At 57.4% G+C, this 25453-nt stretch carries 14 protein-coding genes; 6 read left to right on the top strand and 8 right to left on the bottom strand.

Translation table 11 applies throughout. The features are described 5' to 3' along the window. Positions 1-159: 159 nt before the first annotated feature. Positions 160-3108 (bottom strand): protein kinase, encoded by a 2949-nt coding sequence (locus LAO21_01600; GenBank protein MBZ5551384.1) that lies wholly within the window; start codon positions 3106-3108, stop codon positions 160-162. A gap of 442 nt (positions 3109-3550) precedes the next feature. Here LAO21_01600 and LAO21_01595 point away from each other — a divergent pair, with 442 nt between their 5' ends. Then, positions 3551-5128 carry a molybdopterin-dependent oxidoreductase gene (locus LAO21_01595; protein ID MBZ5551383.1) on the top strand — a complete coding sequence of 526 codons (1578 nt, stop codon included), beginning with the start codon at positions 3551-3553 and terminating at the stop codon, positions 5126-5128. A 444-nt stretch (positions 5129-5572) separates the two neighbouring features. Then, positions 5573-7939: a TonB-dependent receptor gene (locus LAO21_01590; protein MBZ5551382.1), complete on the top strand. Its 2367-nt coding sequence runs from the start codon at positions 5573-5575 to the stop codon at positions 7937-7939. A gap of 219 nt (positions 7940-8158) precedes the next feature. On the opposite strand, the gene LAO21_01585 is transcribed toward LAO21_01590, so the two are convergent. Genes LAO21_01585 through LAO21_01575 form a run of 3 tightly spaced genes read right to left on the bottom strand, consistent with a single transcriptional unit; the run spans position 8159 to position 10064 of the window. Further along, on the bottom strand, positions 8159-8953 hold the full coding sequence (locus LAO21_01585) for a cyclase family protein (protein ID MBZ5551381.1): 795 nt from the start codon (positions 8951-8953) through the stop codon (positions 8159-8161). Beyond that, positions 8950-9552 carry a thiamine pyrophosphate-binding protein gene (locus LAO21_01580; GenBank protein ID MBZ5551380.1) on the bottom strand — a complete coding sequence of 201 codons (603 nt, stop codon included), beginning with the start codon at positions 9550-9552 and terminating at the stop codon, positions 8950-8952. Before LAO21_01580 ends, LAO21_01585 begins: the two co-directional genes overlap by 4 nt. Continuing rightward, a complete protein-coding gene (locus LAO21_01575) occupies positions 9552-10064 on the bottom strand; it encodes a sulfopyruvate decarboxylase (protein MBZ5551379.1) in 513 nt (170 codons plus the stop codon). The genes LAO21_01580 and LAO21_01575 overlap by 1 nt, the downstream gene beginning before the upstream one ends. A gap of 894 nt (positions 10065-10958) precedes the next feature. On the opposite strand from LAO21_01575, the gene LAO21_01570 reads away from it, so the two are divergent. The 3 genes from LAO21_01570 to LAO21_01560 all read left to right on the top strand — a co-directional run bounded on the left by LAO21_01570 (position 10959) and on the right by LAO21_01560 (position 15335). After that, entirely contained in the window at positions 10959-12650 is a 1692-nt protein-coding gene (locus tag LAO21_01570; GenBank protein MBZ5551378.1) for a trehalase, read from the top strand. 112 nt (positions 12651-12762) lie between these two features. After that, on the top strand, positions 12763-14085 hold the full coding sequence (locus tag LAO21_01565) for an SGNH/GDSL hydrolase family protein (GenBank protein MBZ5551377.1): 1323 nt from the start codon (positions 12763-12765) through the stop codon (positions 14083-14085). Positions 14086-14294: 209 nt separating this feature from the next. After that, positions 14295-15335, top strand: a complete 1041-nt coding sequence (locus LAO21_01560) for a tetratricopeptide repeat protein (protein ID MBZ5551376.1) — start codon at positions 14295-14297, stop codon at positions 15333-15335. 281 nt (positions 15336-15616) lie between these two features. On the opposite strand, the gene aceA is transcribed toward LAO21_01560, so the two are convergent. Further along, positions 15617-16975: an isocitrate lyase gene (gene aceA, locus LAO21_01555; GenBank protein ID MBZ5551375.1), complete on the bottom strand. Its 1359-nt coding sequence runs from the start codon at positions 16973-16975 to the stop codon at positions 15617-15619. 383 nt (positions 16976-17358) lie between these two features. On the opposite strand from aceA, the gene LAO21_01550 reads away from it, so the two are divergent. After that, positions 17359-18156 (top strand): IclR family transcriptional regulator, encoded by a 798-nt coding sequence (locus tag LAO21_01550; protein ID MBZ5551374.1) that lies wholly within the window; start codon positions 17359-17361, stop codon positions 18154-18156. 89 nt (positions 18157-18245) lie between these two features. Here the strand turns inward: LAO21_01550 and LAO21_01545 are convergent, their stop codons facing one another. From LAO21_01545 to LAO21_01535, 3 genes are all read right to left on the bottom strand, one after another. After that, positions 18246-20606 carry a transketolase gene (locus tag LAO21_01545; protein ID MBZ5551373.1) on the bottom strand — a complete coding sequence of 787 codons (2361 nt, stop codon included), beginning with the start codon at positions 20604-20606 and terminating at the stop codon, positions 18246-18248. A gap of 426 nt (positions 20607-21032) precedes the next feature. Beyond that, positions 21033-24134, bottom strand: a complete 3102-nt coding sequence (locus LAO21_01540; GenBank protein ID MBZ5551372.1) for a hypothetical protein — start codon at positions 24132-24134, stop codon at positions 21033-21035. A 677-nt stretch (positions 24135-24811) separates the two neighbouring features. Continuing rightward, the gene (locus LAO21_01535) at positions 24812-25375 is read right to left on the bottom strand and encodes a hypothetical protein (protein MBZ5551371.1); all 564 of its coding nucleotides are present in this window, start codon (positions 25373-25375) and stop codon (positions 24812-24814) included. Positions 25376-25453 lie beyond the last annotated feature (78 nt).

The raw sequence follows: 25453 nt of genomic DNA, 5'->3' as shown, positions 1-25453 counted from the left end.
AACAAGTTTCATGCTTCTCTCCCTTGCGATGAAAGGTCATTCAGATTGCCTCCGACAAGAACCGGGTCAAGAGAGGCTCTATCGAGTTCTGTGTAATTCAGGGTTTCACAGGAACTATAAACGGCATTCGAAAAAAGTCAAGGCGAGCGGAGCGGCTTTCTATTGGAGTTTGGCGTATTCGGCTTGGGCTTCTCTTAAGAGTGGAAGATCCGGGTCTGCGTCCTTCCATAGGGCAAGAAAATCCTGATAGGCGATCCGGCTTTTGGGTTTGTCCCCCTGTGCGGCATAAGCGCGGGCCAGACCGAGATGCGCCAGGGATAAGATGGAATCGCTGGGATTGAAATTGCGAAGGCTTAGAATCTGCTCGTACTCCAGGACAGCCTCTTTGGGGCGGCCGGACAATCGAAGTGCCTCGGCCCGTGTATAACGGGACCCGGAATTGGCGCGATCGTAAGGCAAGGCGGTATTTAGCAACTCAAGAGCCCTTGCATAGTTGGCGTGGTTCATCTCCAGGATCGCCTGAATGGCTGGGACTAACACGTACTGGACGATGGTATCTTCAGGGCGGCGCTTAGCCAAGTCTGCAGCCAATTCCCGGGCCTTGTTGTCGGCGCCCGCCAGGGCCAGGGCTAAAGCCGCTGTCATCGTCACATCGGGACTTGGCGAGATCGCCAGGGCTTTTGCGGCGCCCTCAGCCGCTTGTGAATGATTCAGAAACGCCGCTTCCAGAACGGCCTCCTGGGCATACACGCCCGCCTCACCCTCCTTCAGGCCCAAACGATGCACAGTATCCGTGATTCGCCTCGCAACTTCACGAGTGCGGCGCATCTGTCCGTGCGATGCGGCCAAGCCCATCTCGGTAAAGAGAATCGTGAGCTCCCCCTGGGGGGTGCCCTTCAAGCTCGCGAATTCCCGTTCCATGGCGGCCCTATCCCCTTGTGCAAGAGCGATCATCGCGAGGTTTCCATGGAGCTGGTTGCCGCCGACTCCGCGTTGCAGCCCGCTTTCCACCACCGCCTTGGCCTCATCCAGACGGTTAAGGGCGCAGAACGCCTCGGCAACCACGCCGTATCCGAAAACCGAGTCCGGGGCAAGGCGGATAGCTTCTTGGGCGTTTTCCAGCCCCTTTTCAAATTGTCCCAGAGCGACGTATTGAAGGGCCAAGTTATTGTATGGGACAGAGTCCCGCGGGTAGGTCTGCTTGAAGACTTCATAGGCCGCGATCCCTTTTTCGATCTGATGCCGATCGGCGTAATAATGTGCGGTGATATAGAGTCGTTCACGCTCACTGGCGCGGTCCTTGCGATCAAAGGCCTTCTGCTGGTATTCCTCGGACAACTCGCTGAGGCCGATGTTGTGGTAGGCCGTGCCGAGCCGCGCATAGGCCAGGGCAAAATTCGGATCCAGTTCGATGGCATGCTGGTAGAAGGGGATTGCCGCCAGCTCTTCGAACTGGTTCCGTTTCGCGTCTCCGAGGGTGAACGCCTTGAGGGCCTCGAGTGAAGATGTCGTCGCCTCCTGCAAAGGCTTATCAAATCGCTGAATAGAACTCAACGACTCCCCCAACTTCTCACGGACCCCGGCGCTGGCCTTATCGAGGGCACCGAGCACCTTTTCCTTGGAGGCGGCCCGCGACTCCTCCTTGGCCAGGGAGTCGCCGGTGCTGGCGTCAGTTGCTTCCAGGCCGACGATGTACTGCGAGCCGAGATTCGAAATCGAACCGGTCAGGATGACTCTAATTCCGTTGCGCTGGCAGATTTCCCGACCGACCTCGGTGGTCACCCGATCCTCGGGCGAGCGCCCCATGAACTTCAGCGTCTGCCGGATCTTCTCCTCGGGAAAAACATTCAGGAACGGGGACTGCTCCAAATCCACCGCCAGGGCCTTCTTCAGGGTTCCGTCGAACATCGAGTCCCCTGTAGTGTTGATGAAATCAGTGAGTAAAATGAAATCCTTTTCCGTCAGCGCTCGGGCGCGATGACCATAGAAGGAAGCGACTGCCACCACCACGATCACGGCGGCGGCTGCGAGAGCGCCATATTGCCAGAGCCGTCTGCCCTTGCGGGTCTCGCTCCCCGCCTCGACCTTGGCGACGCTTCCGGACGAGGCCGCGGGTTTCCCGGAACCCGCGGCCGGAAGGGCAGGCTCGACGGTGCGGCCATAGGAAGGCATCTCCGGTTCGGACGCAACGAACGCGCCGACCACAGCGGAGCGGCCCGAGTCCGTATCGCGCTTTAACCGTTTGAGATCCGCGCGCAGATCGGATGCGTTTTGATAACGAAGTTCCCGGTCCTTCTCAAGCGCTTTGTTAATAATCTCCTCGAGCGGCAATGGAAGGCCAGGATTCAACCGGACGGGAGTCACGGGCGCGCGATTGAGAATCGCATCAAAGATGACAGCGGAGGTCTCCCCGCGAAACGGCTGCAGCCCGGTCGCCATTTCGTAAAGGACGGCCCCGAATGAAAACAGATCGGTGCGGGCATCCAACTCCTGGCCTCGGGCCTGTTCGGGAGACATATAAGCGATGGTCCCCACGGTGCTGCCTGGACTGGTAAGATGGGCCTCCGTCGGTGGGACCACGACAGTGGGCTCTTGCGGGCTGCTGGAAATTCTCGCGTGGGGCGGATTGGTCATTTTGACCAGGCCGAAATCCAGGATCTTGGCCTGCCCGCGAGAGGTGACAAAGATGTTGGCGGGCTTGATATCGCGATGGACAAGGCCCTGCCCGTGTGCTGCGTCCAGGGCATCCGCGGTTTGGATGGCCAGTTCCAGCAGGCGGTCCAACGGAAGCGGTTTTCCCTCGATAAGATGATTGAGACTGCTCCCATCAAGGTACTCCATAGCAATGAAACGCTGAATCCCGTCCCCGGCCGAGTCTTCCCCAATATCATAAATGGTGCAGATGTTCGGATGGCTCAGCGCGGAGGCCGCACGGGCCTCTCGCTGGAAACGATCCAGGGCTTGGGGGTCCTGTGAGAATTCTTCAGGAAGAAACTTGAGTGCAACGAACCGGCCGAGGCGGCGGTCCTCCGCTTTATACACAACGCCCATGCCGCCGCCACCCAGTCTTTCCACAATCCGGTAATGAGAAATGGTTTTTCCGATCATGCTTATCGATCTACAGGAAGCGAAACTGGAATTCAGTTCGTGCCAGTTCCTTGGAAGCAACCCCCCCTTCCAACCGCACGGCACGAAATCAGTGGACGGGCCAGGCGAGGAACCGGTGCCGGATGAATGGTCCAAAAGAACTATAAACGCTGGTAGGAAAAAGTCAAGGCAGCTTGAATCTCCCGGTTGAGGCCTCCGAAACATGGAAGAGCGAATTGTCGTCGACCGCTCTGACTCCAGGTTAGGTTGCACGCGTGTCTTCGCCTTCCTCCGGACTTTTGGTTGAAGTCTGTCTTCGCTTGGAGTAGGCTGAATTCTTCGGAGAAACAGTGTCCAGGGAAGGCGGTGTGCCCCGCCCGCAAAGAGGGCTTCGCTCGCTGCGGAGTCGACCTCTTCGGCGTGCATCTCCTCATGGAGCTTCGCTCGGACAAGGAGAAGGTTTGTGGACCTGTTGAAACTCGATCTTCAAGGAAGGAAGCCATCGGCCCCTGCGGAAGCGGAGATTCGATGGCAGGTGGGGTTGCTCAGTTCAATCCTCGCTGTGGCGCTGAATCTCGTGGTCCGCTTTGCTTTTCGCGCACCCACCATCCCGGAGTTGATGACGGAGCGCCTGTTTGCCGTCGTGCCCATCAGCCTGGTGGAATTTGCCGTAAGCCTGCTGGGTGAGTTTGCGAAACATTTTGCTTTCATCGGGTGCGCGGTGATTTATGTGGCCCTGCTGACGGCGGCGGCCTCGCTTTTTCTTCGCCTGCGGAAAGGACGGCGTCCACTCTCCATCGCCCTATTCAGTCTCTTCCTCTGGTTGTTCACATTGACGGTGGCGATGCCTTTGCTCGGTTTTGGTTTTATTGCAAGGAAATCGCCCCTCGGGATAGTCCCGGTTTCTGTCTGGTTTCTTTTCGTGTACGCTTGCTACGGCTTCTTTGTCGGATTTTTTGGAGGGGTTTTCCAGGAGCGAATCGGCAGGAACTCCTGGTTCAGCCGGGTAGGCGAGCGATGGCTATCACGGCGGCAGGTGATGACCGGCCTGGGCTATACCCTCGTCGCAGCGGGCATCTACGACATCATTGCACGTCCTCTGTGGACGTGGTTGCGACAAAATACCGCTGGGTTGATCACGGGAGGGAGCGGGGTTTTCCCTGATATCGACGGGCTCGCTCGTGAAGTTTCGCCCACCGCTGACTTCTATCAGGTTTCCAAGAACGCTTTTGACCCCCACGTTGAAGTTCATTCATGGAAACTCGACGTCGGCGGGCTTGTCGAGAACCCGCTGTCCCTCACTTATTCCGACATCAAGGCCCTCCCGGCAATCGAGCAGTACGCGACCCTCGAATGTATCAGCAACACGGTGGGGGGGGCCCTGATCGACAATGCCCTGTGGCGAGGCGTGAGACTGAGAGATGTGCTTGAACGAGCTAAACTCAAACCCGGGGTCCTCAAGATTGTGCTTCACGCGAGCGACCACTATGCGGATTCCATTCCACTGGATCGTGCCATGCAGGAGGGGACAATACTCGCTTACGCGATGAACGGGGAGGCGCTCAATGCGATCCATGGATTTCCTCTTCGCCTCATCGTTCCCGGGATCTACGGGATGAAGAATGTCAAATGGATCACCCGGATTGAGGCGGTCGATTACGACTTCAAGGGATACTGGCAGGCGCGCGGTTGGGATGACAAGGCGGAATATAAGACCTTGTCGCGCATTGATGTCCCACGAAAATCATTTCAAGGCAGCACGGCGGTTGCCGGAATCGCCTTTGCCGGCGATCGCGGAGTCAAATCGGTCGAGATTTCTATGGACGGTGGAGAGACCTGGGAGCGGGCTGAAATTAAACCAGCGATTTCTCCCTACTCATGGGCCCTGTGGCACAAGGAGTGGACCCCGACCCGCGCGGGGAATCACGGACTGGTGGTGCGGGCGACCGACGGAGAGGGCCATTTGCAGACCGAGGAAGAAGCTCCCCCCATCCCGGACGGGGCCTCAGGATACCATCACCGAAATGTCAAGTCAGGATGAACCCTCAAGTCGCCGCCAATTCTTTTCAGCCTTGGGTCCTGCTGCGTCATCCACGGCGGTTCGAGCCATTGGAACTGAAGAGCGTCGAGGTGACAACGAAAGACGCGGAAGTTGCATCCATTCGAATATCAAGTCATAGGGTTCAGCGGGGACGTACCATTCGTCATCCCGGGAAGAATATTCACTAAGGACAGTAACGCCGTGCATTCGGTTAAAGTCGGTCCCAGTGGAGTTCGAGGGCATTCTCCTTGCAAGTCCACTCGTCACGGCCTCGGGGCTCGACGTGTGTTTCGCCGGGCCGCCTTTCTGTTTCTCTTTTCCGGGGCCTCATTCTCAGTGGTTTTTGCGCTGCCGCAGGCTCTCCCGGGGGAAGAGCCTCCATCCCTCCGTCAGGCTCCTGTACAGGCGCCCTCAACTACCGCCCGGCTTGGGAGCCAGAAACTTGTGGTCACAGTGATCGACGAAAATGGGGTTCCTGTTTCCGCCGCTCAACTGACGCTCACTTCAACGGAGGGCGCGCGGATCGTCAAGGGCGGAACGGATCACACCGGTCGGTTCGAGTTTGAAAATCTGGCTCCCGGTCGTTATCAACTGCGCGTCGAGAAGGAAGGATTCTATGTAGTCACTTCCGATGAACCCCGTGTGGGTGAAACCCAGGCCGTGGAGATCACTCTCAACCACCTCCAGGAATTGCACGAGGTCATGAATGTGGACTATTCCCCTCCCGCCATCGATCCCGAGAAAACCACAAGTAGCGAAGGACTGACGGGGCAGGACATCGTCAATCTCCCGTATCCCACGACTCGGGACATCCGCCAGGCGCTGCCGTTGATCCCGGGAGTGCTGCCGGATGCCACCGGGCAAATTCACGTCAATGGGGCCGCCACGTATCAGATTTTTGATTTGCTCGATGGATTCAACATCACCCATCCCGTCACGGGACTGCTCGATCTGCGAGTCAGCGCGGATGCGGTTCGATCCGTCAACATCCAGGATAGCCGCATCCCGGTCGAATACGGGAAAAGCTCAGGAGCGGTTCTCAGCATGCTCACGGGAATGGGTGATGATCACTTCCGCTTTTCCGCCACGAACTTTGTCCCCTCCCTTCAAACGCGCAAGGGGGTGAACTTCAATGAGTGGACCCCCCGGGCCACTTTTTCGGGTCCGCTCAAGAAAGGGAAGGTCTGGTTTTTTGACGCCCTCGATGGCGAGTACGATTTGAACATCGTCGACGAATTGCCTGTGGGGGCCGACCGGACACATGCCTGGCGATGGAGCAATCTCGCCAAGGCGCAAATCAATCTCAGCCCGGCGAATATCTTGACGGCGAGTGTCCTCATCAATCAATTTCACTCCCCGAATTTCGGCTTGTCCCTTTCCAACCCGCTGCCCTCGACCATCGATCAAAGACAATCCGCCTACCTGGCGACGATCAACGACCAAATCTACTTTCGGAACGGCATGCTGCTGGAAGTGGGGATGGCGGTAAATCAGTTCCGGACCGATGATGCCCCGCAATCCGGTGGACTGCCCTTCCTGCTCCACCCCGAGGGCGCCACCGGTAGCTTCTTCCAAACCGACCATGGGGAGGCGCGGCGGTTTGAATGGAAGGCCAACGTGACCTTGCCTCCCATGCAATGGCACGGCCGGCATGAGTTTAAAGTGGGGACGGATATCGATCATGTCACCTATCAACAAGCATTGGAACGCCAGCCGATCTCCATCGTCCGGGAGGATGGAACGCTCGCGCGCCTGATAACGTTTGTGGGAAACCCAAGCTTCAGACGAACCAATTCTGAGTGGACGGGTTATGTGCAGGATCGATGGTCGTTGTCGGACCGGCTCCTGCTCGAAATCGGGATTCGTCAGGACTGGGATCAGATCATTCGCGACGTGCTGATTTCTCCCCGGCTGGCATCGACGTATCTTCTAACTCCGGATGGCCGAACGAAATTGTCAGTGGGAATCGGTCTCTACCACGATGCCACGAACCTGGATTTTGTCACTCGCCCCTTGGGAGGACAACGAATCGATGAGACCTTTGCGGCCGATGGATTGACACCCCTTGGCCCGCCTGTCCTGACGGCGTTCCTCGTCAACGAGCAAGCGCTGAAAGCCCCTCGATTCCTGAATTGGAGCATCGGGCTGGAGCGAACCCTTCCGCATTCAGTGGATTTGGGTATGAATTTCATTGAGAGGCGGGGAACCCGCGGTTTCGCTTTCGTCAACACGGAAGCGATCGGGACCGGTGGGGCAGGCGGTCAGTTTTTGTTGACCAATGAGGGGCAGGATCACTTTGATGAATTTCAGATCAATGTCCGGCATACTTTCAAAGGGAGTTATTCATTCCTCGCCTCGTATACACGGTCCGCGGCTCGTTCCAATGCCGTGGTCGATTTCAATCTCGGAAACCCCGTTTTCTCTCAGCAGGCGGGAGGGCCGCTTCCTTGGGACTCTCCAAACCGGTTTCTCTCCTGGGGCGGGTATCCCCTGATCAAGGGGTTTGATCTGTTCTACTCTCTTGACTGGCGCACTGGATTTCCGTTCAGTGTGATTGACCAGAATCAATTCCTGGTTGGAGCGCCAAACTCTCGCCGCCTGCCCGATTTCTTTTCCCTGAACCTGCACATGGAAAGAAGGTTTCACCTGCTGGGATACTATTTGGCGCTGCGCGCCGGCTTCAACAATATCACCAATCATCAGAACGCAGCCGGAATCAACAACAACGTCGACTCCCCGGGATTTTCAAGTCTGAATGGAGTTCAGGGACGGGTGTTCACGGCTCGAATCCGGTTTTTGGGGAGAAAGTAGGGGCTTGGGGCGAGCCACGAACCACAGAGTCGCAAAGACCGGAATGGACTGGGTGGCGCACACATTCCGCTCTTGGGGATGTGTGCGGAGCTCCCGGGGTACAGATTCACATGAGTAGATAGGTCGGATTGATCCCTTCTCGCACACATCGCGGAGAACGCGATGTGTGCGCCACCCCGCGGTGGGAGAGATGCGCGGCTGCCTTGTCGGCCGCCCGGTTCAGGGATGGGGACTCTTGGCGGGAACGATCGCGAGGACCCGGACTGGGCTTCCCGAGCCGTTGACGATCTTCAAGGGCGCGGCAATGACGATGGCGCCGGTGGGGGGCAGTTGGTCGAGGTTACACAGGCTGGCCAGGCCGAATTTGCCGCTTCCGTGCATGAAATAGTGATTCGAGAAAGGCGGACTAAAGCCGGCGGCTTTCCCCGCGTCAGTTCCAATGGTCTCCACCCCCACGCCCAGAATGTCCCGTTCATGAGCGAGTAATTTCGAACATTGGGACGACCATCCCGGGGTACGGGGCGCTTCATCCCCCGAGTAGTTGGTATCCTGCCCGGCATGTCGGTTTGACCATCCCGTCCGCAACAAGACCCAAGCTCCGGCTGGGATCCGGCCATGCTTCTGCTCCCACGCGGTGACGTGCTCGGGAGTCAACAGGAAGTCCGGATTCGATTTCACATCTGCCGCGACGTCGATGACGCAGGCAGGACCAACAAATCGGCTCACAGGGATCCGGTCGACGGTGTTATCTGGCAGATCTTTTCCACTGACCCAGTGCACCGGGGCGTCGAAGTGTGTCCCGGTATGCTCCCCGGTCTCAAACGCGTTCCAGTACCACGCCGGTCCGCGTTCGTCATAGTGGGAGAGCTCCCACATCCGAAAGGGAGGGGTATTGGCCCAAGGCTCGGGTAAAACCAGTAGAGGAGATTCAGGGCTCAGGGGCTGTGTGAGATCCACGACATGGAGTTTTCCGGCCGTGAGTTCCTGAATCAATTGAATAAGGGCATTACTCATGGTTTCTCCACCCGGGTGAATGGTGCGTCAATTTTGGCTCGCGATCGGACGTGTCGTTGGAACTCCATCCGATTTTCCAGAAGCGTCAGATCAGTCAGGAATGTTGGAGGCCCCTTGGCTTCTACCTTGGCCACCAGCGTTGTGAGTTGTTCGCCTTGGATGGCTTCCGAAAAACAATCCCGAAAATCCTCAATGCTCCGGACGGTCGCAACCCGGGGAATCCCGGATGACCGGGCGATGCCTTCCAGATCTGTTCCGGCGGAGGTGGCAGTAGGGAAGCCTCCCACCGAGAGCAGACTCTCATTGTCGAAAATGACATGAACAAGGTTCTTTGGTTGGTATCGGGCGAGGGTGCTCAGGCTTCCGAGGTTCATCAGGATTGATCCGTCGCCATCCAATACTACGACCCTTTGATGCGGCAACGACAGCGCCAGTCCAAGCCCCAGGGACGAAGCGAGGCCCATGGCATGCTGGAGGTAAAAGAAATTCGGTTTGTGTCCGAGCGATTGCAGTTCCGCAGCGACCGCTCCCATGATCGTGACGACGAGGGATCGCTCCAGTTCCGGATAAATCGCCCGAAGGCATTCGATTCGCAGCATCACTCCTCCCACATCAGGTCGCGAGTCAATAAAAGGGCCACCGGCTGAAGACTGCTCTCCGCCAGCGTCTGGCCCTCACGAATACGCCGTTCCACCATCTCCGGAGAATCCAGCCTGTGGTAGGGAATTCTCAGCGCCTGGAGCAACGGCTCGGTGACATTTCCGCCCTGCGTTTGCCAGGGATCGCGTTCTCCAAATGTCCCGCGATAACTGATGAGCATGAGCAGAGGGATTTTGTAGAGATGGGCAAAGGAAACGATCCCGTTGATCGAAGCCAGAAAGCCATGGTTCTGCATCAACAGGGCTGACTTCACACCGGCAAAATGGGCGCCTGCCGAAATTCCGATCCCCTCCTCCTCCTTGGCCAGCCGGACCAGCGTCATCTCAGGATCCTCTTCCGCCATCCGGATCAGATGGACGAGCCAGGTCTCCGGGAGGGCGGACAGTAAACGGATGCCGCAACGCTTTAAGGCGTCATACACAATCTTCGAATGAGCGACAGAGACCGCCAAGGCTGTTCCTTGAGGACTATTGGTTTTCCGGGTTCCGACCGAAGCGGATCATAACACGAGGAGAGGCCCTTCGAAATCGTCAAAAAAGAGAAGGTCATGGGAGCTTCGAATTGGGTCCTCTGAGGAATTGATCCCTTATCAACCGGTTCTATTGGCAAGAAGTTTTCTTCGAGCTGCCTGGGCGCCTGTTGTCGATGCAGATCTTAGGCCGGTCTGGAAACATCGAACTCCTGCAGATTAACACTGTTTGGTTCCGGCCTGTGTCGGTTTGGGCATAGATTCTGACTCGATGAAGATAGCAGAGCGTCGGTTCCCAGCACGCGCGCCCAAAGAGAAGTGAAACAGCCCCAATAACCTGCTTTCCTCCTGATGCAGCGGTGACCCAACTCCGTAGGAGTGGCATATTTATAGTCCGGTGGGCCCTTCTTTTCCTCTTCGATTTAACCCCGTCAGGGGTGACATCTAAACTGCCAAGCTCATCCACGAGGAGAGATCCATGGCCAAGCCCGGTGGAGGAGGGCAGGCTCGCAGCCCCTATGCCACCCCTGACGGGGTTAAACCAAGATAGGGCGGATGCGGTGTGGGTAGTCTATAAATATTTCACTCCTACGGAGTTGGGGTATGGCCGATTCGAAATCAACGCGTGTCGGTTGCGATCGAGCTGGGCATCAGCACTGCCTTATGAACCTATTTAATTGGCAAGAAGTTTTCTTCGAACTGCCTGGGCGCCTGTTGTTGATGCAGATCTTAGCTCGGTCGGAAAACTTCTAACTCCTGCAAACTCGCCCTGATTGGTTGCGGTCTATGCGGGTCAAGTCAATGAGGCGAAAACCCTTGGAGGGAAATCTTCCGGCGGGTTGCGGAACTCGAATGGCCGTACTATAGTTTGGAGCCATGAGAAATAAAGTGGGTCGCGCGATGATTGTGGCAGGGTTGTTTCTGGCTGTCCTGCTGCTTGGAAGGGCTGCATCCGCCGCCGGACCGCAAGTCGCGAAGGAGACGCAGGGTATGAAAGACATCCTTGGGTATATTTCACGGTCCTGGGATTCTCTAACCCGGTCAATGACGACGTGCAACGAGGTCCTCGACCCCAAAGAGTCCGAGCGGTCCGTCTTGTATCTTCCTGCAGGGTTTGCGGTGCCCCCCGACGTAAAGGGGCTGGAAAAGGATTGTTCGATTCATGTGGAACACCTTCCCCGGGAAATCTCAACTTTGGGTGAGGTTGACCCGGCCAAGATTGAGCCGCCCGGTTTGCTTTATCTGGAACACCCCTATGTTGTTCCCGGCGGCCGGTTCAACGAGATGTATGGTTGGGACAGTTATTTTATCCTGCGGGGCCTTCTGCGAGATGGAAGGCTCGATCTCGCCCGGGGGATCGTTGAAAATTTCTTCTTCGAGATCGACCATTACGGAGGAGTGTTGAATGCCAACCGCACTTATTATTTAACCCGCTCACAGCCCCCTTTCCTGACCTCGATGATTCTCGCCCTATACGACGCCGAAAAAGCAAAGGGGCAGGACGATCCGGCATGGCTGGAGAAGGCCTATCCTTATGCCGTCAGAGACCACCGCTTTTGGACCCGCTCGCCACATCTTGCCGGCGATACCGGCCTTTCACGTTACTACGATTTCGGCAATGGACCCGTACCTGAAATGGCGGACTCCCCGGGCTATTATCGGGAGGTTGCCCGCCATTTTCTCGCATCGCCCAGGGAAACGGGTTCATATCTCGTTCGATCCGGGGACAAGCCGCGCGACGCGCAGGCCATCGGGCCGCTTTTTCCTCTCGAACTCTGCGAACCGGATGCAGAGTCCACGAAAGATTGCACCCCCGTTGAAGGGGTGAGTCTTTCGCGCGAATATTACAAAGGGGACCGCAGCATGCGCGAGTCGGGCTTTGACGTCTCGTTCCGCTTCGGGCCTTTCAGCGCGGCGACTCATCACTTTGCCGGGGTGGACCTGAACAGCCTGCTTTACAAAACTGAGATGGACTTGGAGCGAATCAGCAGGATTCTGGGAAAAGCTCAGCAGGCGGCCCAATGGCGGACGCGGGCTGAGAAACGACGTGAGGCCATGGACAAGTTTCTTTGGAACTCACAGCGCGGGCTCTACTTCGATTACGACTTTGAGGGTCACACCCCGTCTTCCTATGTCTTCGCTGCGACCCTCTATCCGCTCTGGGCGGGACTCGCTTCGCCGGAACAGGCGCGAATGGTTCGCCAGAACCTGAAGCTCTTTGAACAACCGGGTGGACTCGCGATGAGTCAGACGGCCTCGGGCGCGCAATGGGATTCTCCCTATGGTTGGGCTCCCGTTCATCTGATTGCGATCGAAGGGTTGCGACGCTATGGGTTCAACGAGGATGCCGATCGCCTCTCTTATAAATTCCTGGCGATGGTGCTTGAGAACTTCCGGCGCGATAAGACGATTCGTGAAAAATATAATGTGGTGACCCGATCTTCGGAGACCCATGTCGCGGAGGGCTACACGCAGAACGTGGTCGGGTTTGGATGGACGAACGGAGTCTTTCTCGAGTTGTTGCACGCCCTGCCTGAACCCTGGGCGAAACGCCTGGGGGCGAAATGAATGGTCCGTCCTCTCTAGTTCTAAACGGATGTAAATCGAACGGAGGCAGCGTTGTCGTTAGAATGCACTTGGGCTTCAGGAAGTGAACCCGGGAGGGACTTGAACAACCCAGATGAAGAGGCCGCTCTATAACGGTTTTGTGGAATTGGGTAGCGAGAGGGCGATACGGCGGTCGCGAGGCAGAGCATTGCGTGCCGCCGTCCTGCACTGGGTGCTGTTGAGTTTGCTTTTGGTGACGGCTTCCCGCATTACTCCCCACGCGCCGGTGCCGCAGCCGCGGCGGAAGCCGCTGCGGGTCCTTTTTGTCGGGAATAGTTACACCTATTACAACAACCTTCCGGAAATGCTGGAACAACTGTCGTTGTCGGCGGGCACAGACTCCCGCATCCAGGCCCGGATGGTTGTGGCAGGGGGAGCGACCCTCGAACAACACTGGCAAAGGGGGGCGGCGCTATGGGCTATCCAGCATGGCGGCTGGGATTATGTGGTGCTGCAAGAGCAGAGTTCGCTCGGCCCAAGCCCCATGTTGGACGGTTTGCCGACCATTCGCTCTCCTGATGATTTTTACAGGTATGCACGTCTTTTCGACGAAGCCATCCGGCAGGCAGGCGCGAACACAGTCTTTTATTCCACGTGGGGACGGCGTAACGCTCCCGTCCAAAATCAGCAGTTGTTGGACTATGCTTATATGCAGATCGCGCGCGAGCGACATGCCCGGATGGCCCCGGTCGGGATGGCTTGGCAGGACCTCCGGTCAAAAGGTTCAGCCGTTGACCCCTACTGGCAGGATGGTTCTCATCCCTCACCCGCAGGGACATACCTCGCCGCCTGCGTGTTCTATGCGACCTTTACCGGCCGGAGCCCCAAAGGGCTGGCGCACGAAATCTCAGGACCTGCTGTAGACGACACCGGCCGCATCACCGATGACAAAAAAGTGCAGCTCGTGGGGCTTTCGGCATCGTCTGCCGAGCTCATCCAAGAGACGGCGTGGAAGGCGCACCAAAAGCTGGAGACCTCCGGAGGTTACTTGAATGTCTCACCGCCGCCCGAGCCCCAGCGCACGGCACTGCCCGCCGGGCGCAAACCCACACCGGCGGATCTCGAAGGATCCTGGACGGGAGAGACGCGCGTCTTCTCCCGGGCAATGGCTTGGCCCGCCACGATGGAACTGCACCTGACCCGGACCGGCGAGGATTGGCAGGGGGAATTGAAGGTCCGCTTTGGAAATCCCCGGGACGATATGACGTCTCAGGTGTCCGAGGTCGTGCTAACTGAAACCGGAGTATCCTTCATCCAGCCGCAGGGGGTCAGCGGTGCCGTCGTAAAGTACGAAGGCGTGTTCACTGGCCGGTCGCTCGAAGGCGAGGCCCGGATCGTCCTGACGGACGGAGCGATAGTGGCCATCGGCCGATGGAATCTAAAGCGCAAGCGGTAAGTGCTCACAGGCGTGTTGACCCTCTGCCTGGAGAACGCCCAGTGTTCAGAAAGGCAGAAGAACCTGATAGACTTCACAACCACATGCCCATTCGAGTAGGTCGGAAGAGTGGGGAACAGACACCGACATCTGCCTGCAGACGCTCTCCGTGGGGTACTGTTCGGAAAGCGATTCTTCGAATAGGCGGCATCTATGTAAAGGAGCCGTGCATGAAGCGAATCACGATCAGCTGGCTTGCTCTCTTGATGGGACTTGGAACCTCTCTGCTTTGCGCAGCGACTTCCACCAAGAAAGAACTGAGATTCACCATCCCCCAGGCGCCTTGGATTCTCCTGATTGACGGAGACAACGTGGAGGTCAAGAGCCAACAGGTTAAGCCCGAAGGCTCTTCGGGATATTTTCTCCTGGAAGATAATAAGAATCAGTTGAACATTTCATTCTTCATTGAATCGGCCCGGAAGTGCAATGATAGCAAGTCTTGTCGCGATTTTGTTTGGAAGAGCAACCAGCCACAGCTTGAGAACCCTAAGAATGTCGCCCAGTCTGAGATAGGTGGGATCAGCATCCTTGAATACCTCCTCCCGGCTTACAAGGGAATCCCGGTGCAGCAGTACAATATGTATGCGGAATATGTGGTAGACGGATTCTGGGTGGATCTGCATTTGTCGAAAGTTCTCTACAAACCCGCGGACCGACCTCTTTTCGAGAATGTCGTGAAGTCAGTTCACTTTGAGCCGAAGCCGGGCAACCCGGCTCCGACTGCAGCAACTCCGGACCACTCCTCGACGGTCGACTCAAGTCCCTCGATTGATCCCACCTGGGCTTATGTCACCGAGGGGAACGGTTATTACCTCAAGAGAGATTTTGTGAAGGCGATCGGGCCCTACCAGAAGGCCTTGGATCGTGAGAAGAAAGAATCCACGCTCGAGAAAGACTGGTGGCATGTTCTCATCGATAATTTGGGGATGTGTTATGGGATGACGGGGGACATGAAAAAAGCCAAAGAGACCTTTGAGTACGGTCTGTCGAAGGATGATCGTTATCCCCTCTTTTATTACAACCTCGCCTGCACCTATGCCGAAATGGATGATCTGGACAATACCATCAGCTTTCTGAAGCGTGCCTTCCAATACAAGGACAACGTTATTGCCGGAGAACAAATGCCCCACCCGGAGGAAGACTCCTCGTTCCAGCGGTTCATGAAGAATGATAGATTTCTAGCCGCTCTGAAGGAGATTCACCAGCCCTAGGACAAGGCGGTCAAAACGCGGCTGGGAGCTCTAAGAGGTTCATTCGAATTTGATCCGGGGCCGGTTACTAGCCAGCCCCAGGCTCAAATGAGGCAGACGCACGAAGGCAATCTCGAAGATTGCCTCGTACTCTCACCTGAATGGAGTGGACCGTGAATGGGGGAAATCAACCTGTAATTCCAAAACGTGGGAGGAGGCCATTGTCCTGGAGCTCCACCGGAGATGGATCAGGCTTTCCCGGGATCCCCGAACGACCCTGGTCTCGGCTCCTCAGCATCCCCTCACGCGGACAGGGAAGGGAACTGCGATGGATCGATCATCAGCGGATCCGAGGGAGCAGGGACGTGAGCTGACGCGGGTTGCGAAAACTGTTCTTCTTCCGTTGACCCCGCCAGCGCCGTGGTTGAGGAAGTTCCCCCCGCGATCGTCTGTGTGACATCATCGAAGTATCCCACCCCCACGAACGACTGGTGCTTGACAGCCCGGTAGCCGCTGTCGCTTTCCCGAGCGAACTCGCTTTCCTGCACCCGGGCATAGGCCGTCATCCCGGTCTCCCTGTAGCTCTGGGCCAGCTCGAACATGCCGAGGTTCAACACATGGAACCCCGCGAGGGTGATGAACTGGAACTTGTATCCCATGGCTCCAAGCTCTGTTTGGAAGCGGGCGATGGCGGCATCATCCAGTTTCTTCCTCCAGTTGAAGGAGGGGGAGCAGTTATAAGCCAGCAATTTGCTGGGGTATTCCGCGTGAATCGCTTCGGCGAAACGGCGGGCTTCTTCGAGGTTCGGCTCCGAGGTTTCACACCAGATCAGGTCGGCGTAGGGGGCGTATGAGAGTCCACGCGCGATGGCGGCTTCCAGCCCGCCCTTCACCGTAAAGAATCCTTCCACGGTCCGCCCGCCGGTCAGAAACGGCCGGTCCCGCTTGTCAACGTCGCTGGTGAGAAGGTTGGCCCCGTTGGCATCCGTTCTTGCAACGAGGAGGGTGGGCACTCCCATCAAATCCGCCGCCAGTCGGGCCGCAACGAGCTTTTGGATGAACTCCTGGGTCGGCACCAGCACCTTGCCGCCCATGTGGCCGCATTTTTTGGCGGAGGCCAACTGGTCCTCAAAATGGACCCCCGCGACGCCCGCTTCGACCATGGATTTCATCAATTCGAAGGCGTTCAAGGTGCCGCCAAAGCCGGCTTCCGCATCCGCCACGATAGGGGCGAACCAGTAGGGCCCCGGGCGACCCTCCGCATGCTGGATTTGATCGGCCCGCTGGAGCGCATTGTTGATTCGGCGCACCACGTGGGGGACACTGTCGGCCGGGTAGAGGCTCTGGTCCGGATACATCTGGCCGGCGTTGTTGGCATCGGCCGCCACCTGCCAGCCACTGAGATAAATGGCCGTGAGTCCGGCCTGGACCTGCTGGACCGCCTGATTGCCGGTCAAGGCGCCCAGGGCCGCCACATAAGGCTCGGAGTGCAACAAATGCCACAGCCGCTCGGCTCCCATTTCGGCCAGGGTGTGCTGGACCTGGATGGAGCCGCGGAGCCGGATGACATCATCCGCCGTGTACGGCCGCGTGATCCCCTTCCATCTCGGGTGAGTGGCCCATTGTTCAGAAAGTTCTGCTGCCTGAAGATCGTTCTTCATGTCTCTTCTCCTCTAGAAAGATCGATCGAGCAATTCCAGGAAAACGCCCCTGCAAATCAGAAATGCGGGTCCGGCGTTGGTTCAGACCAGTTAGTCCCCGGCGGTGAGCCGCATGCTGGAGGCGACCGGGGAATCCTTCGTTTTCATCCCCTCGGTCCCAGCGCAATGCGGAAGGCCTTTCCAGCCCTCGGGCCGGTGTTCAATATATTGAACAGTTATTCAATTCAGTGCACATCATAGCCGGTCTGCGGGCGCTGTCAAGCGCAACTTCCGTCTTGTTCAATATGCTGAACGCAAATTCATAATGCGAACCATGCCTTTGACAGCGGCGAGGGGGCTTGTTAGGATGAGATTCGGCAAGACGATCGGTCAGGGGACAGTGTATGCGTGGAGCAGCGGAACAGGCGTCATCGGCGGTGGATCGGGCGCTGGGCATGCTGGAGGCCATTTCCGAGCGCAGCGGGGGAATGACCAATGCGGAACTCAGCCGCAAGCTGCGGATTCCAAAAAGCTCGGCCAGTTACATCCTCCGGGTGCTGGAGCAGCGGGGATACCTGCGCCGGGAGCGCACCACCGGCAAGTACCGCCTGGGGCTCAAGGTGGTCAGCCTCAGCCGTGGTGTCCTTGGCGGCCTCGACATCCGGGAACTGGCGATTCCGGCCCTTCATCACCTCGTGGAGCACGTCCACTTGACGGCACATTTGGCCATCCTGGACGGGGGCAAGGCGGTCTACATTGAAAAGGTCGAAGCTCCCGGCTTTATCAAGATGGACACGTGGGTGGGTCGCCGCATGGAGGTGCATACGACGAGTGTGGGGAAGGCGATACTGGCTCATCTGCCAAAGTCGGAAGCGGAGGCGCTCTTGAAGGGCCTCGAACTGACCCGCCGGACCCGAAAGACGATAACGACCCTCCCGCAATTTTCGCGCGAGCTGGCACACATACGAACCCGGGGATTTGCGGTGGACGACGAGGAGAACAACCTGGGGGTGCGTTGTGTGGCGGCGCCGATCTTCGATGCCCTGGGAGACACCGTGGCGAGCGTCGGGGTCAGCGGCACGACGAGCCAGGTGGACCGCTCCAGCATGTCGAAGATCGCGGACCTGGTGAAAGACGCTGCGCGCCGAATCTCCCACCAGCTGGGCCACCAGTCGGCTGCACGCAAGGGCCACGCAGGTTGAGGGAAGGCCGATACCTTAGCGGCGGCCAATAGCTGAGAAGTACAACCCGGCAGGAAGGGCAGCCTGCGCCCCGCGGGGCCAGGAATCGGCTAGCCCTTGACCGCATCAAGCATCGACTGGATCCGCTGGAGGCGTTTGTCGCGATCGCGCACGAACCGCTCGATGCCCTTCAGCAGCCAGGGAGGCGAAAGATGCGCCTCTTCGATAACCTCATCGACGCTTCCGCCCGTGCGCCAGCGGTTGTCCCAGTCGGAAGTCATGGCGTACTCTTCGGCGATCTTGGTCATCATCCAGTCGTGCATGAGGCGCCGGCCCCGGTTGGAGATTACCGTCGAATCAATCCAGTCTTTCTCCGGGAACACGGTGCTTCGATACGCGGCCTCTTGCGCCGCAAACAGTTGCGGGCTGATGGCCGCAATGATCTTGACATTGAGCTTGGCTTCATCCAGATCCTTCAGGATCTTGACCACGTTGGCCGTCGTCGAAGTCCCCTGGACCAGAATCGTCCCCATCGGTTTCTGGCCCGATCGAAAAGGACGAAGCACGTAGGCGCCACGGGCCGCTTCAAAATGGGAGGCGATGCCAAGCCTTTCCCGGTCCGGAATTTCAATCGCAGGACGGGTGAGATGGAGCGCGATGATCGCGGCGTCCATTTTCATCGCGGCTCCCAGCACGGGAGCGACTTCGTTGTGTTCCCACGGATGCAAATCAATGCACTTGCCATCGGGAAAAAGCTGGGTGACACCGGGCGCCAGAATGCCGAAGTGGGTGCGCGAATCCTCAGCGGTCTCCGGCCCGGAGTGGCTCGCACAGAGGATGACTTTTCCCGTCTTGATCTGCGAGTCCTGCGCCAATTGACTGAACAGCCTCATCGGACCATATTTCAGATAAACGAATGAACCGTAAGTGGAGCAAGTCGCGTAGAACCCGTTGAACTCCTCGAAGGGTTTCTCTGAAAGATTGACGCAAGCAATACCGACGGAAAGACCGGAATTGGAAAACTCGGTGATTTCCTGGGGAAGCAGTGTTCCCTCGGGATTTTTATCACGTTCATACCAGCCATAGCCTTTTGTGTCGCCAAAGTCCTTGGCGAATCCGGAAATATTAGTGGAATCCGCCAGGTCGGCCGACATCGCCAGAAACAGCGGCCGATCGTATTCTTTCTTGCAGAAAGCATTCACCCAGGCTCCCCACTTGGCAAACCCCGCGCGGTTGGCCTCTTTGGCGCCCGGGGAGAGGAACAGTTCCGAGGGATAGTTCCGATAATCGTAAAGGCGGTCGTCGTGAACGGGATTCCTCTTCGTCTTCAGCCGGAAGCCTTGAATATCCTTTGGGACCCCCTCGCCAATCTCCACCAGGCGATCGGCAAGATAATCGACGAGTTCCTGGTCGGCACGAATCACATCAGCGACCACTTTCAAATTGTTCCTGAATTGTTCTTTGATGGCGGTAGAATCCTTGGGGGCGGGCTGGCCGTAGCCATCGAACTCCACGCCGTACTTGTCCATGAATTCCTTTTTGGTCTGCCAGAACAACTCATGGTTCATCGGATGAGGGGAGCCGTGGGATTTGTTATCGTACTTCAAGTACCCGCGGCCTTTGCGGGTCTTGAACCAGATCATCGTGGGGACCTTGGAAGGATTGTCGGCGACCATGGCTCCGATAAAGGGATCCACAATGGTCTCCCACTCGCTCCCCTGGTCTGTTCCAAACACGCGCCATCCGTAAGGTTGGAACCAATCCACCGGCGCCCCCCGAACGACGGAACTGGCCGGCCGGTCGTCGATTCCAAAATCATTCCAGTCGATACAGAAGTAGAGATTGTCCAGGCCCAACCCCCACGCTGAATTCTTGGACTCGTGGGCCGAGCCGGGAGTGAGTCCGCCTTCGCCTTCATAGAGGATGACCTTCACTCCCATGGCTCCAGCACGCTTCAGGGCCATGGCTTCGCCCACGCCCACTGGAATTCCATGACCCGAGGGTCCGGTGTTAAACTTGAGAAACAGTGTTTTTCCCTCTTGTTCCGCATGCCCCGCCAGTCCCTTGTTGCGGCGAAAGCCGAGCAGGTCTTCCCATGTCAGCTGCCGCTCCTGGGGTTCCGGAACCATATACCGGCGGTCTCCCGTCTGTTCATATTTGGCCCGCAGCGCTTCATTCAAGACGGCGAGGGTACAATAAATTAATGGAACCGTGTGGCCCGCGCCCAAAAGAAACCGGTCTCCAAAGCGATTTTCGGGATGCCGGATGTCCCACCGCATGAAGCCACTCAACAAAGTCGTCAACAGGGCATGCACCTTGGATCGGGACCCTCCCGGGTGGCCGCTCTGCCGGTAATTCAAGATGATATCGATGAACTGGTCGATGCAGTCTTTCGTTTTTTCCCATTTCGGGAATAAGGCGGCGAGTTCTTTGTGTCGGGAAGAGAGCAGATCTTCTGTGGCCGTGGGCATTGAGGCTCCTGGAGAACTTCAGATTCTGGACCGGCAGCGACCGCCGATGCGTTGGACAGAACCGATTTGAATGTGGCGACCCATGGGAGCACCAACATTCTTTCTTGAGCTTCACGAGACCGAATAACAAGCGACCCGGGGATTCCCCGGACACAAGACTGACTCCGCGACCAAAGGGTAACTCGGGGTGTCCGTCGGGTCATCTCACCACAGCCTCGGGTGTGGCAGGATCATTGTCGCGACAGCGTGAGGACTGCCTATAATTTCATCTTCATCGGGAGATCGTCAAGAAGTAAAAGCAGGGCAGGGGTTTGGGGAGGGAGGCATTATACATCGAAAGAGTTCGGGGCGATCAGCCGGAGCCGATCGCCCCTGAGGATCCAAAACTTCATTCTGGAAAACCCGATTGAGACAGACCTTACCGCTTCAACGCAAGGTTAGTCCCACGCTCGCCCCCCCGTCGTTGAAGAAATCGAGTTGAACGGCCCCCGTGATGGTGGAAGTGCTGAGCAAGATCAATTGAGTCTGAAATCCCCCGCCATCGACAATCTGAGGAAGGAACTGGGATCCTACCGGCGGATTGTTCAGATCGGCGACGGGCAGGGTTGAGAAAATATCTTCGGCGCGCTGGTTCTTCGTCAGCCTTAACGTCAGGGGAGAGACGGGGACGTTGGAACTCAGTGTCAATACCCCCTGAAAGTTCGGGGGCAGCGAAGGAATCAGTTCGGTGATGAATCTCGCCACATGTCCGTTGGGAGGAATGGTCAAACTACCGGAGAAAGGCGTGCCATCGAGACCAACCAGATTGAGATTCACTGTCGCCGTCGCGGCATTTCGATTAATAATCGCGAGACCCGTGTTGCGGCTCAATGGCGAGGCGGCAACTTCCACAAACAGCCGGGCTGCTGTGGTCTGGGGAGAATTCGGCACCCCGGCCTGAGAAGAGACGCTGGCCCCACTCTTACTGGTAAAGATCCCGCTTCCGATCGGCAGGGCGCCAGATGAGGGCGTGACCACGGCATAACCAACGCGCAGCGCCCCCAGGCCCGTTGTCGTAAATTTCACCATCCCATCGGGCGGCATCGAATAATTCAGGGAGCTTTGGGGACCGGAACCGAAGTCCAGTGACAACGACGCCCCGTCATCCCCGAACAAGGAGATCGTTCCCGAGCTGGATGCGGTGGCAGAGGGGTTCATCAAGAGGATTTGTGTGGGTAAACCGCCTCCGTCCACGATTTGAGGGAAGATCAAGTTTGCTCCGGGAGGAAGACTATTCAAATCGGCCAGGGGCAATGCAGTCGAGATGAGCTCCCCGTGCCCATTGGTGGCGTTCCGCAGGTTGGTTACACCAAACAGGTTGCAGCTCGAAAGGGTCAAAGTCCCCAGAAAATTGGTCGGCAGATTCAAACCCATCTGGCTGACGAAGAGGGCTGTATGGCCGCGTGGGCCGAGGTTCAGGGTCCCTTGGGAAATACTCAGACCGGTAGCGTCCTTCGCCTCCAAATGGACCGAAATGGAGGTGTCGTTGGGATTGACAAGCGCAACACCCGTATCCAACCCGCTCCCGAGGTCCACAAAGAGCCTGGTGCGCGAGAGCAAGGAAGAGGCCGGAACCCCGACCTCAGAGATCAGCGCTCCGTTCTGTGAAAATCCGAAGTTCGCGAGCGCGACCGGTTGAGAGGAGGTTGTGCCGACGAGTTGGCCGTAAAAGACTGACAGCGGGCCCTGGTTGAGCGACGATTTCGATAGGCCGCCCCCCACGGTCAGCGTGGTACTGAAGCTGCCCGGGTTGTTCCCCGCTTGGACCACGATGAAAGGAAATCCCGCGACGGTTATTGTCCCGGTGTGGGGGTTGGTATTGGAGTTGGGCGCCACAGAAAAGTCCACTGTGCCATTTCCACTGCCGCTGCTCCCGGGGGCAACCGAGAGCGAGAGGGAATTGCTGTTTGCCGTCCAATTGCAGGAGTTTGGTGCCTGGACGATGACACTGCCCGTTCCGCCACTGGCGGTGAAAGATTGACTGGCGGGAGAAACTGCGCTAACGCACGAGGAACTGAGAACCGCAAAGTGGCCGAATCCCGTGGTATCGAATTCATTTCTGCTCTGGTCCCCTGGAACGACCACCCAGACCACATAGCCGCCCGGATTCAGGGGACACGGAATGGTTGTCGTCTGGGAGCCATCAAAGGTGGCGCCAGGTCCTATAACCGGGCTCTGAACTGTAGCGAGAAGGAAATCGCTTGCGCTTACGCTGGTGGTCGAGGTGTTCAGGCGGAGAGAGACCGTCGTGGGGCTGGCAGTTCCATTGCCCTGGTTGGCGATGGTGAACGCTACTGAAATATGCGTTGCAGTAGGGCCGCTGTCCGGAGTCACCAAAACATTTTGCACCTTGAGGTTGGTGTGACAGGGTGGGCCCGAGAGGCCTTCAATCGGTCCGGGAGGAACACTCAGCGGGTTCGGGACAAAACTCAAGATACTGCCTGACGGAATCTCGGACGTAAACCCGGAGCCCGCATTGGGGCCCATCAGGACTTGAGCCGTCATAGTCGAAGATACCGCGGGAAAGGGGACCGCCGTGGCACAGAAGGTCACCGGGATACTGATATTTTCCACCGTGGTCGGGTCATCGGCGATCACATTGTACGTGAAAGTAGTATCCGTCGGGGTGGTCAGAGACGTGTTTGTGAAAGAGGGGGACGCCCCGTTTAAGGAAAGAGTCAGCGTCGCGTTGGTGACTGAAGGGGGGACCGACACCGTAACTCCCGGCGATATACTGGCAAGGACAATCTTCACTTGGGTGCCGTTGGTGGCAGCCTTCGCTCCGGGGGCGCCGGGCTTACGTTGCAGGTCATTCTCTTCCAGTAAGGAGGTTAACGCCGATGGAGAACGCTCCGTGACGGTGACAGTTCCAACCTGGCAGTGGCTGGGATCGCAGAACACCAAAGGCGCTGCCGGTGTCACTTTGACCTGGATCTCATCCAGGACGAAGGCCACGGGGAAGCTGGATACATTGTCGATTTGGAAGGCATTAGGGGGATTGGCGACGAGGGTGCCGGAAACCGGAGTTCCGGGAGGCAAATTCGCCTCGCCGATGTTGGCGCGGATCCCCGCGACACGGATGACATCGCCCACTGCCGCAGTCCCGGATAGGGTGATCGTGAGGCTTTTGGGCGTGACCGCATTCAGCGTGGCGGTGCCAATCACAATCCCCGTGGTGGCGGGTTCGCTCTCGACGTGGGACTGGCGCGCATTGGAGGCCTGGGCGTTCGCAACGGTAAATGTGCCACCAGTGGAATTCACCAGGCCAAACACGGGGGCGTAAAGCACCGTGAACGAAGAGGAGGGTGGAAACGTTCCGGACACATCGCAGGTCAATGCCAAATCACCCATGACCTCCGTCTGTCCGTGCACACGAACCTGAGCGGTCGTGCCACTGAGGACGAAATGTGGAACCTGGGCACACAAAGCCCCGCTCAAAAACAAAAGCCCGGTCACACTCGCCGCAAAAGAGAGTGTTTTGATAGACATCGTTTTTCTCCTTCGGCCGCGTGGATTGTGTTTGATTGTGTCGATTAGAGCTACCTCATAAGGATGAGCAGGTAACTTCCTTGGAGACACGAACTCAACAGGTGGAAATCGATGGGTTGAGGAGAGGAGGTCAGTTGTCTACTTCATCCCAGGCCACGAAAGGCCGGTCATCCATTGGTATGTGAGCAAGTCGACTGTTCGGCTCGTGCTTAGCCTCCGAATACAGTTCAAAGAGCACACGGTGTGTCATTATAACACATGCCACCCGAGGAGTTAATGCAATCTGGGAATGATAGTCCTCAAACCTCAGTATCCGAGAATCGGTGCCCTTGCGCAAAGAGGCTCTGCCCGGAGAGACGTCCATCAAGGGATGAACCATTCGACTCAATAGACGGCTCAAGGATCTGGAAATAGAGGAGGGGAGACCGACGTTAGATCAAAACCAGGGCTTTGATGGGTGGGTCATGAGAGACTCACGCCCACCCACAGGTCTGGTTCAGTTGCGAATTCAAGATGATCAAAGAGCACGAAACCCGGTTATTGAACCACGGGCGTCGAATTGCATCCGGGAAAGGGGACTCTCCGGCAACGAAACTGCAATCCTTCCCCTGGCATGTCCCCTTGATTGCTCATCCCCGGAGGAAGGCGGAAGAACACTTGCCGTCACTCTCTTTGGACTACGCTGCCTTGTTGATGTAGTCGAACGGATCCACGTGTTCCACGGGCTTCTTCACGGGCCTGAAGTGCAACACGATCCCAAACACACAGGCCAGCGCAATCATCGTCAGGGCCGATCCGCCCACCCAGTTCCGGAAGCGCAACCACGCGAACCTGTCGAAATATTTGATCGGGAAGACGGGCTGATCGGAATACTGAAATGAGGCGATTTCGGTCTTCTCAGGCACTGCAAAAACGAGAAGATTTTCGGTCGGAGTCGATTCATTCCAGACGGCGGTTTGAAGCTTATGGATGCCACCCTGGTTGTCGATCAGTTTCGCCGTATAGAAGTCAATCTCGCGAGGCGCCTTCGGCTTGCCCTCGAACCGCATGACCACGAGTTTGTTTTCAGGCTGGGTCAGCAGGCGCTGGGTGGTTGTCTGCAGTTCGCTTAGCTTGTCCATGGCCACGAGGTGACCGTAGAGCACCAGCCCCGTGTAATTCGATTCGTAATAGGACAACACTTCCCACCCTGCGGCCAGCACCACCGCGAGGATGAGCGACAGCAGGAATAGTTTTTTCATGGTGCCCTCCAGGAATTCAGATGCTCCTTGAAATGCTCTCGCTACGATGGGTGAATCCGCTAAACGGCTTTTCAGGAT

Source organism: Terriglobia bacterium (assembly GCA_020073085.1).
In the GTDB taxonomy this organism is placed as follows: domain Bacteria; phylum Acidobacteriota; class Terriglobia; order JAIQFV01; family JAIQFV01; genus JAIQFV01.
This window is presented reverse-complemented; position numbering and strand designations above follow the sequence as displayed.

What these genes read in the sequence shown, in the direction of transcription:
- LAO21_01545 (MBZ5551373.1), bottom strand. Translation starts at nt 20,606, where the DNA reads ATGCCCACGGCCACAGAAGATCTGCTCTCTTCCCGACACAAAGAACTC.
- LAO21_01535 (MBZ5551371.1), bottom strand. Translation starts at nt 25,375, where the DNA reads ATGAAAAAACTATTCCTGCTGTCGCTCATCCTCGCGGTGGTGCTGGCC.
- LAO21_01585 (MBZ5551381.1), bottom strand. Translation starts at nt 8,953, where the DNA reads ATGAGTAATGCCCTTATTCAATTGATTCAGGAACTCACGGCCGGAAAA.
- LAO21_01580 (MBZ5551380.1), bottom strand. Translation starts at nt 9,552, where the DNA reads ATGCTGCGAATCGAATGCCTTCGGGCGATTTATCCGGAACTGGAGCGA.
- LAO21_01565 (MBZ5551377.1), top strand. Translation starts at nt 12,763, where the DNA reads ATGAAGAGGCCGCTCTATAACGGTTTTGTGGAATTGGGTAGCGAGAGG.
- LAO21_01600 (MBZ5551384.1), bottom strand. Translation starts at nt 3,108, where the DNA reads ATGATCGGAAAAACCATTTCTCATTACCGGATTGTGGAAAGACTGGGT.
- aceA (MBZ5551375.1), bottom strand. Translation starts at nt 16,975, where the DNA reads ATGAAGAACGATCTTCAGGCAGCAGAACTTTCTGAACAATGGGCCACT.
- LAO21_01570 (MBZ5551378.1), top strand. Translation starts at nt 10,959, where the DNA reads ATGAGAAATAAAGTGGGTCGCGCGATGATTGTGGCAGGGTTGTTTCTG.
- LAO21_01540 (MBZ5551372.1), bottom strand. Translation starts at nt 24,134, where the DNA reads ATGTCTATCAAAACACTCTCTTTTGCGGCGAGTGTGACCGGGCTTTTG.
- LAO21_01560 (MBZ5551376.1), top strand. Translation starts at nt 14,295, where the DNA reads ATGAAGCGAATCACGATCAGCTGGCTTGCTCTCTTGATGGGACTTGGA.
- LAO21_01550 (MBZ5551374.1), top strand. Translation starts at nt 17,359, where the DNA reads ATGCGTGGAGCAGCGGAACAGGCGTCATCGGCGGTGGATCGGGCGCTG.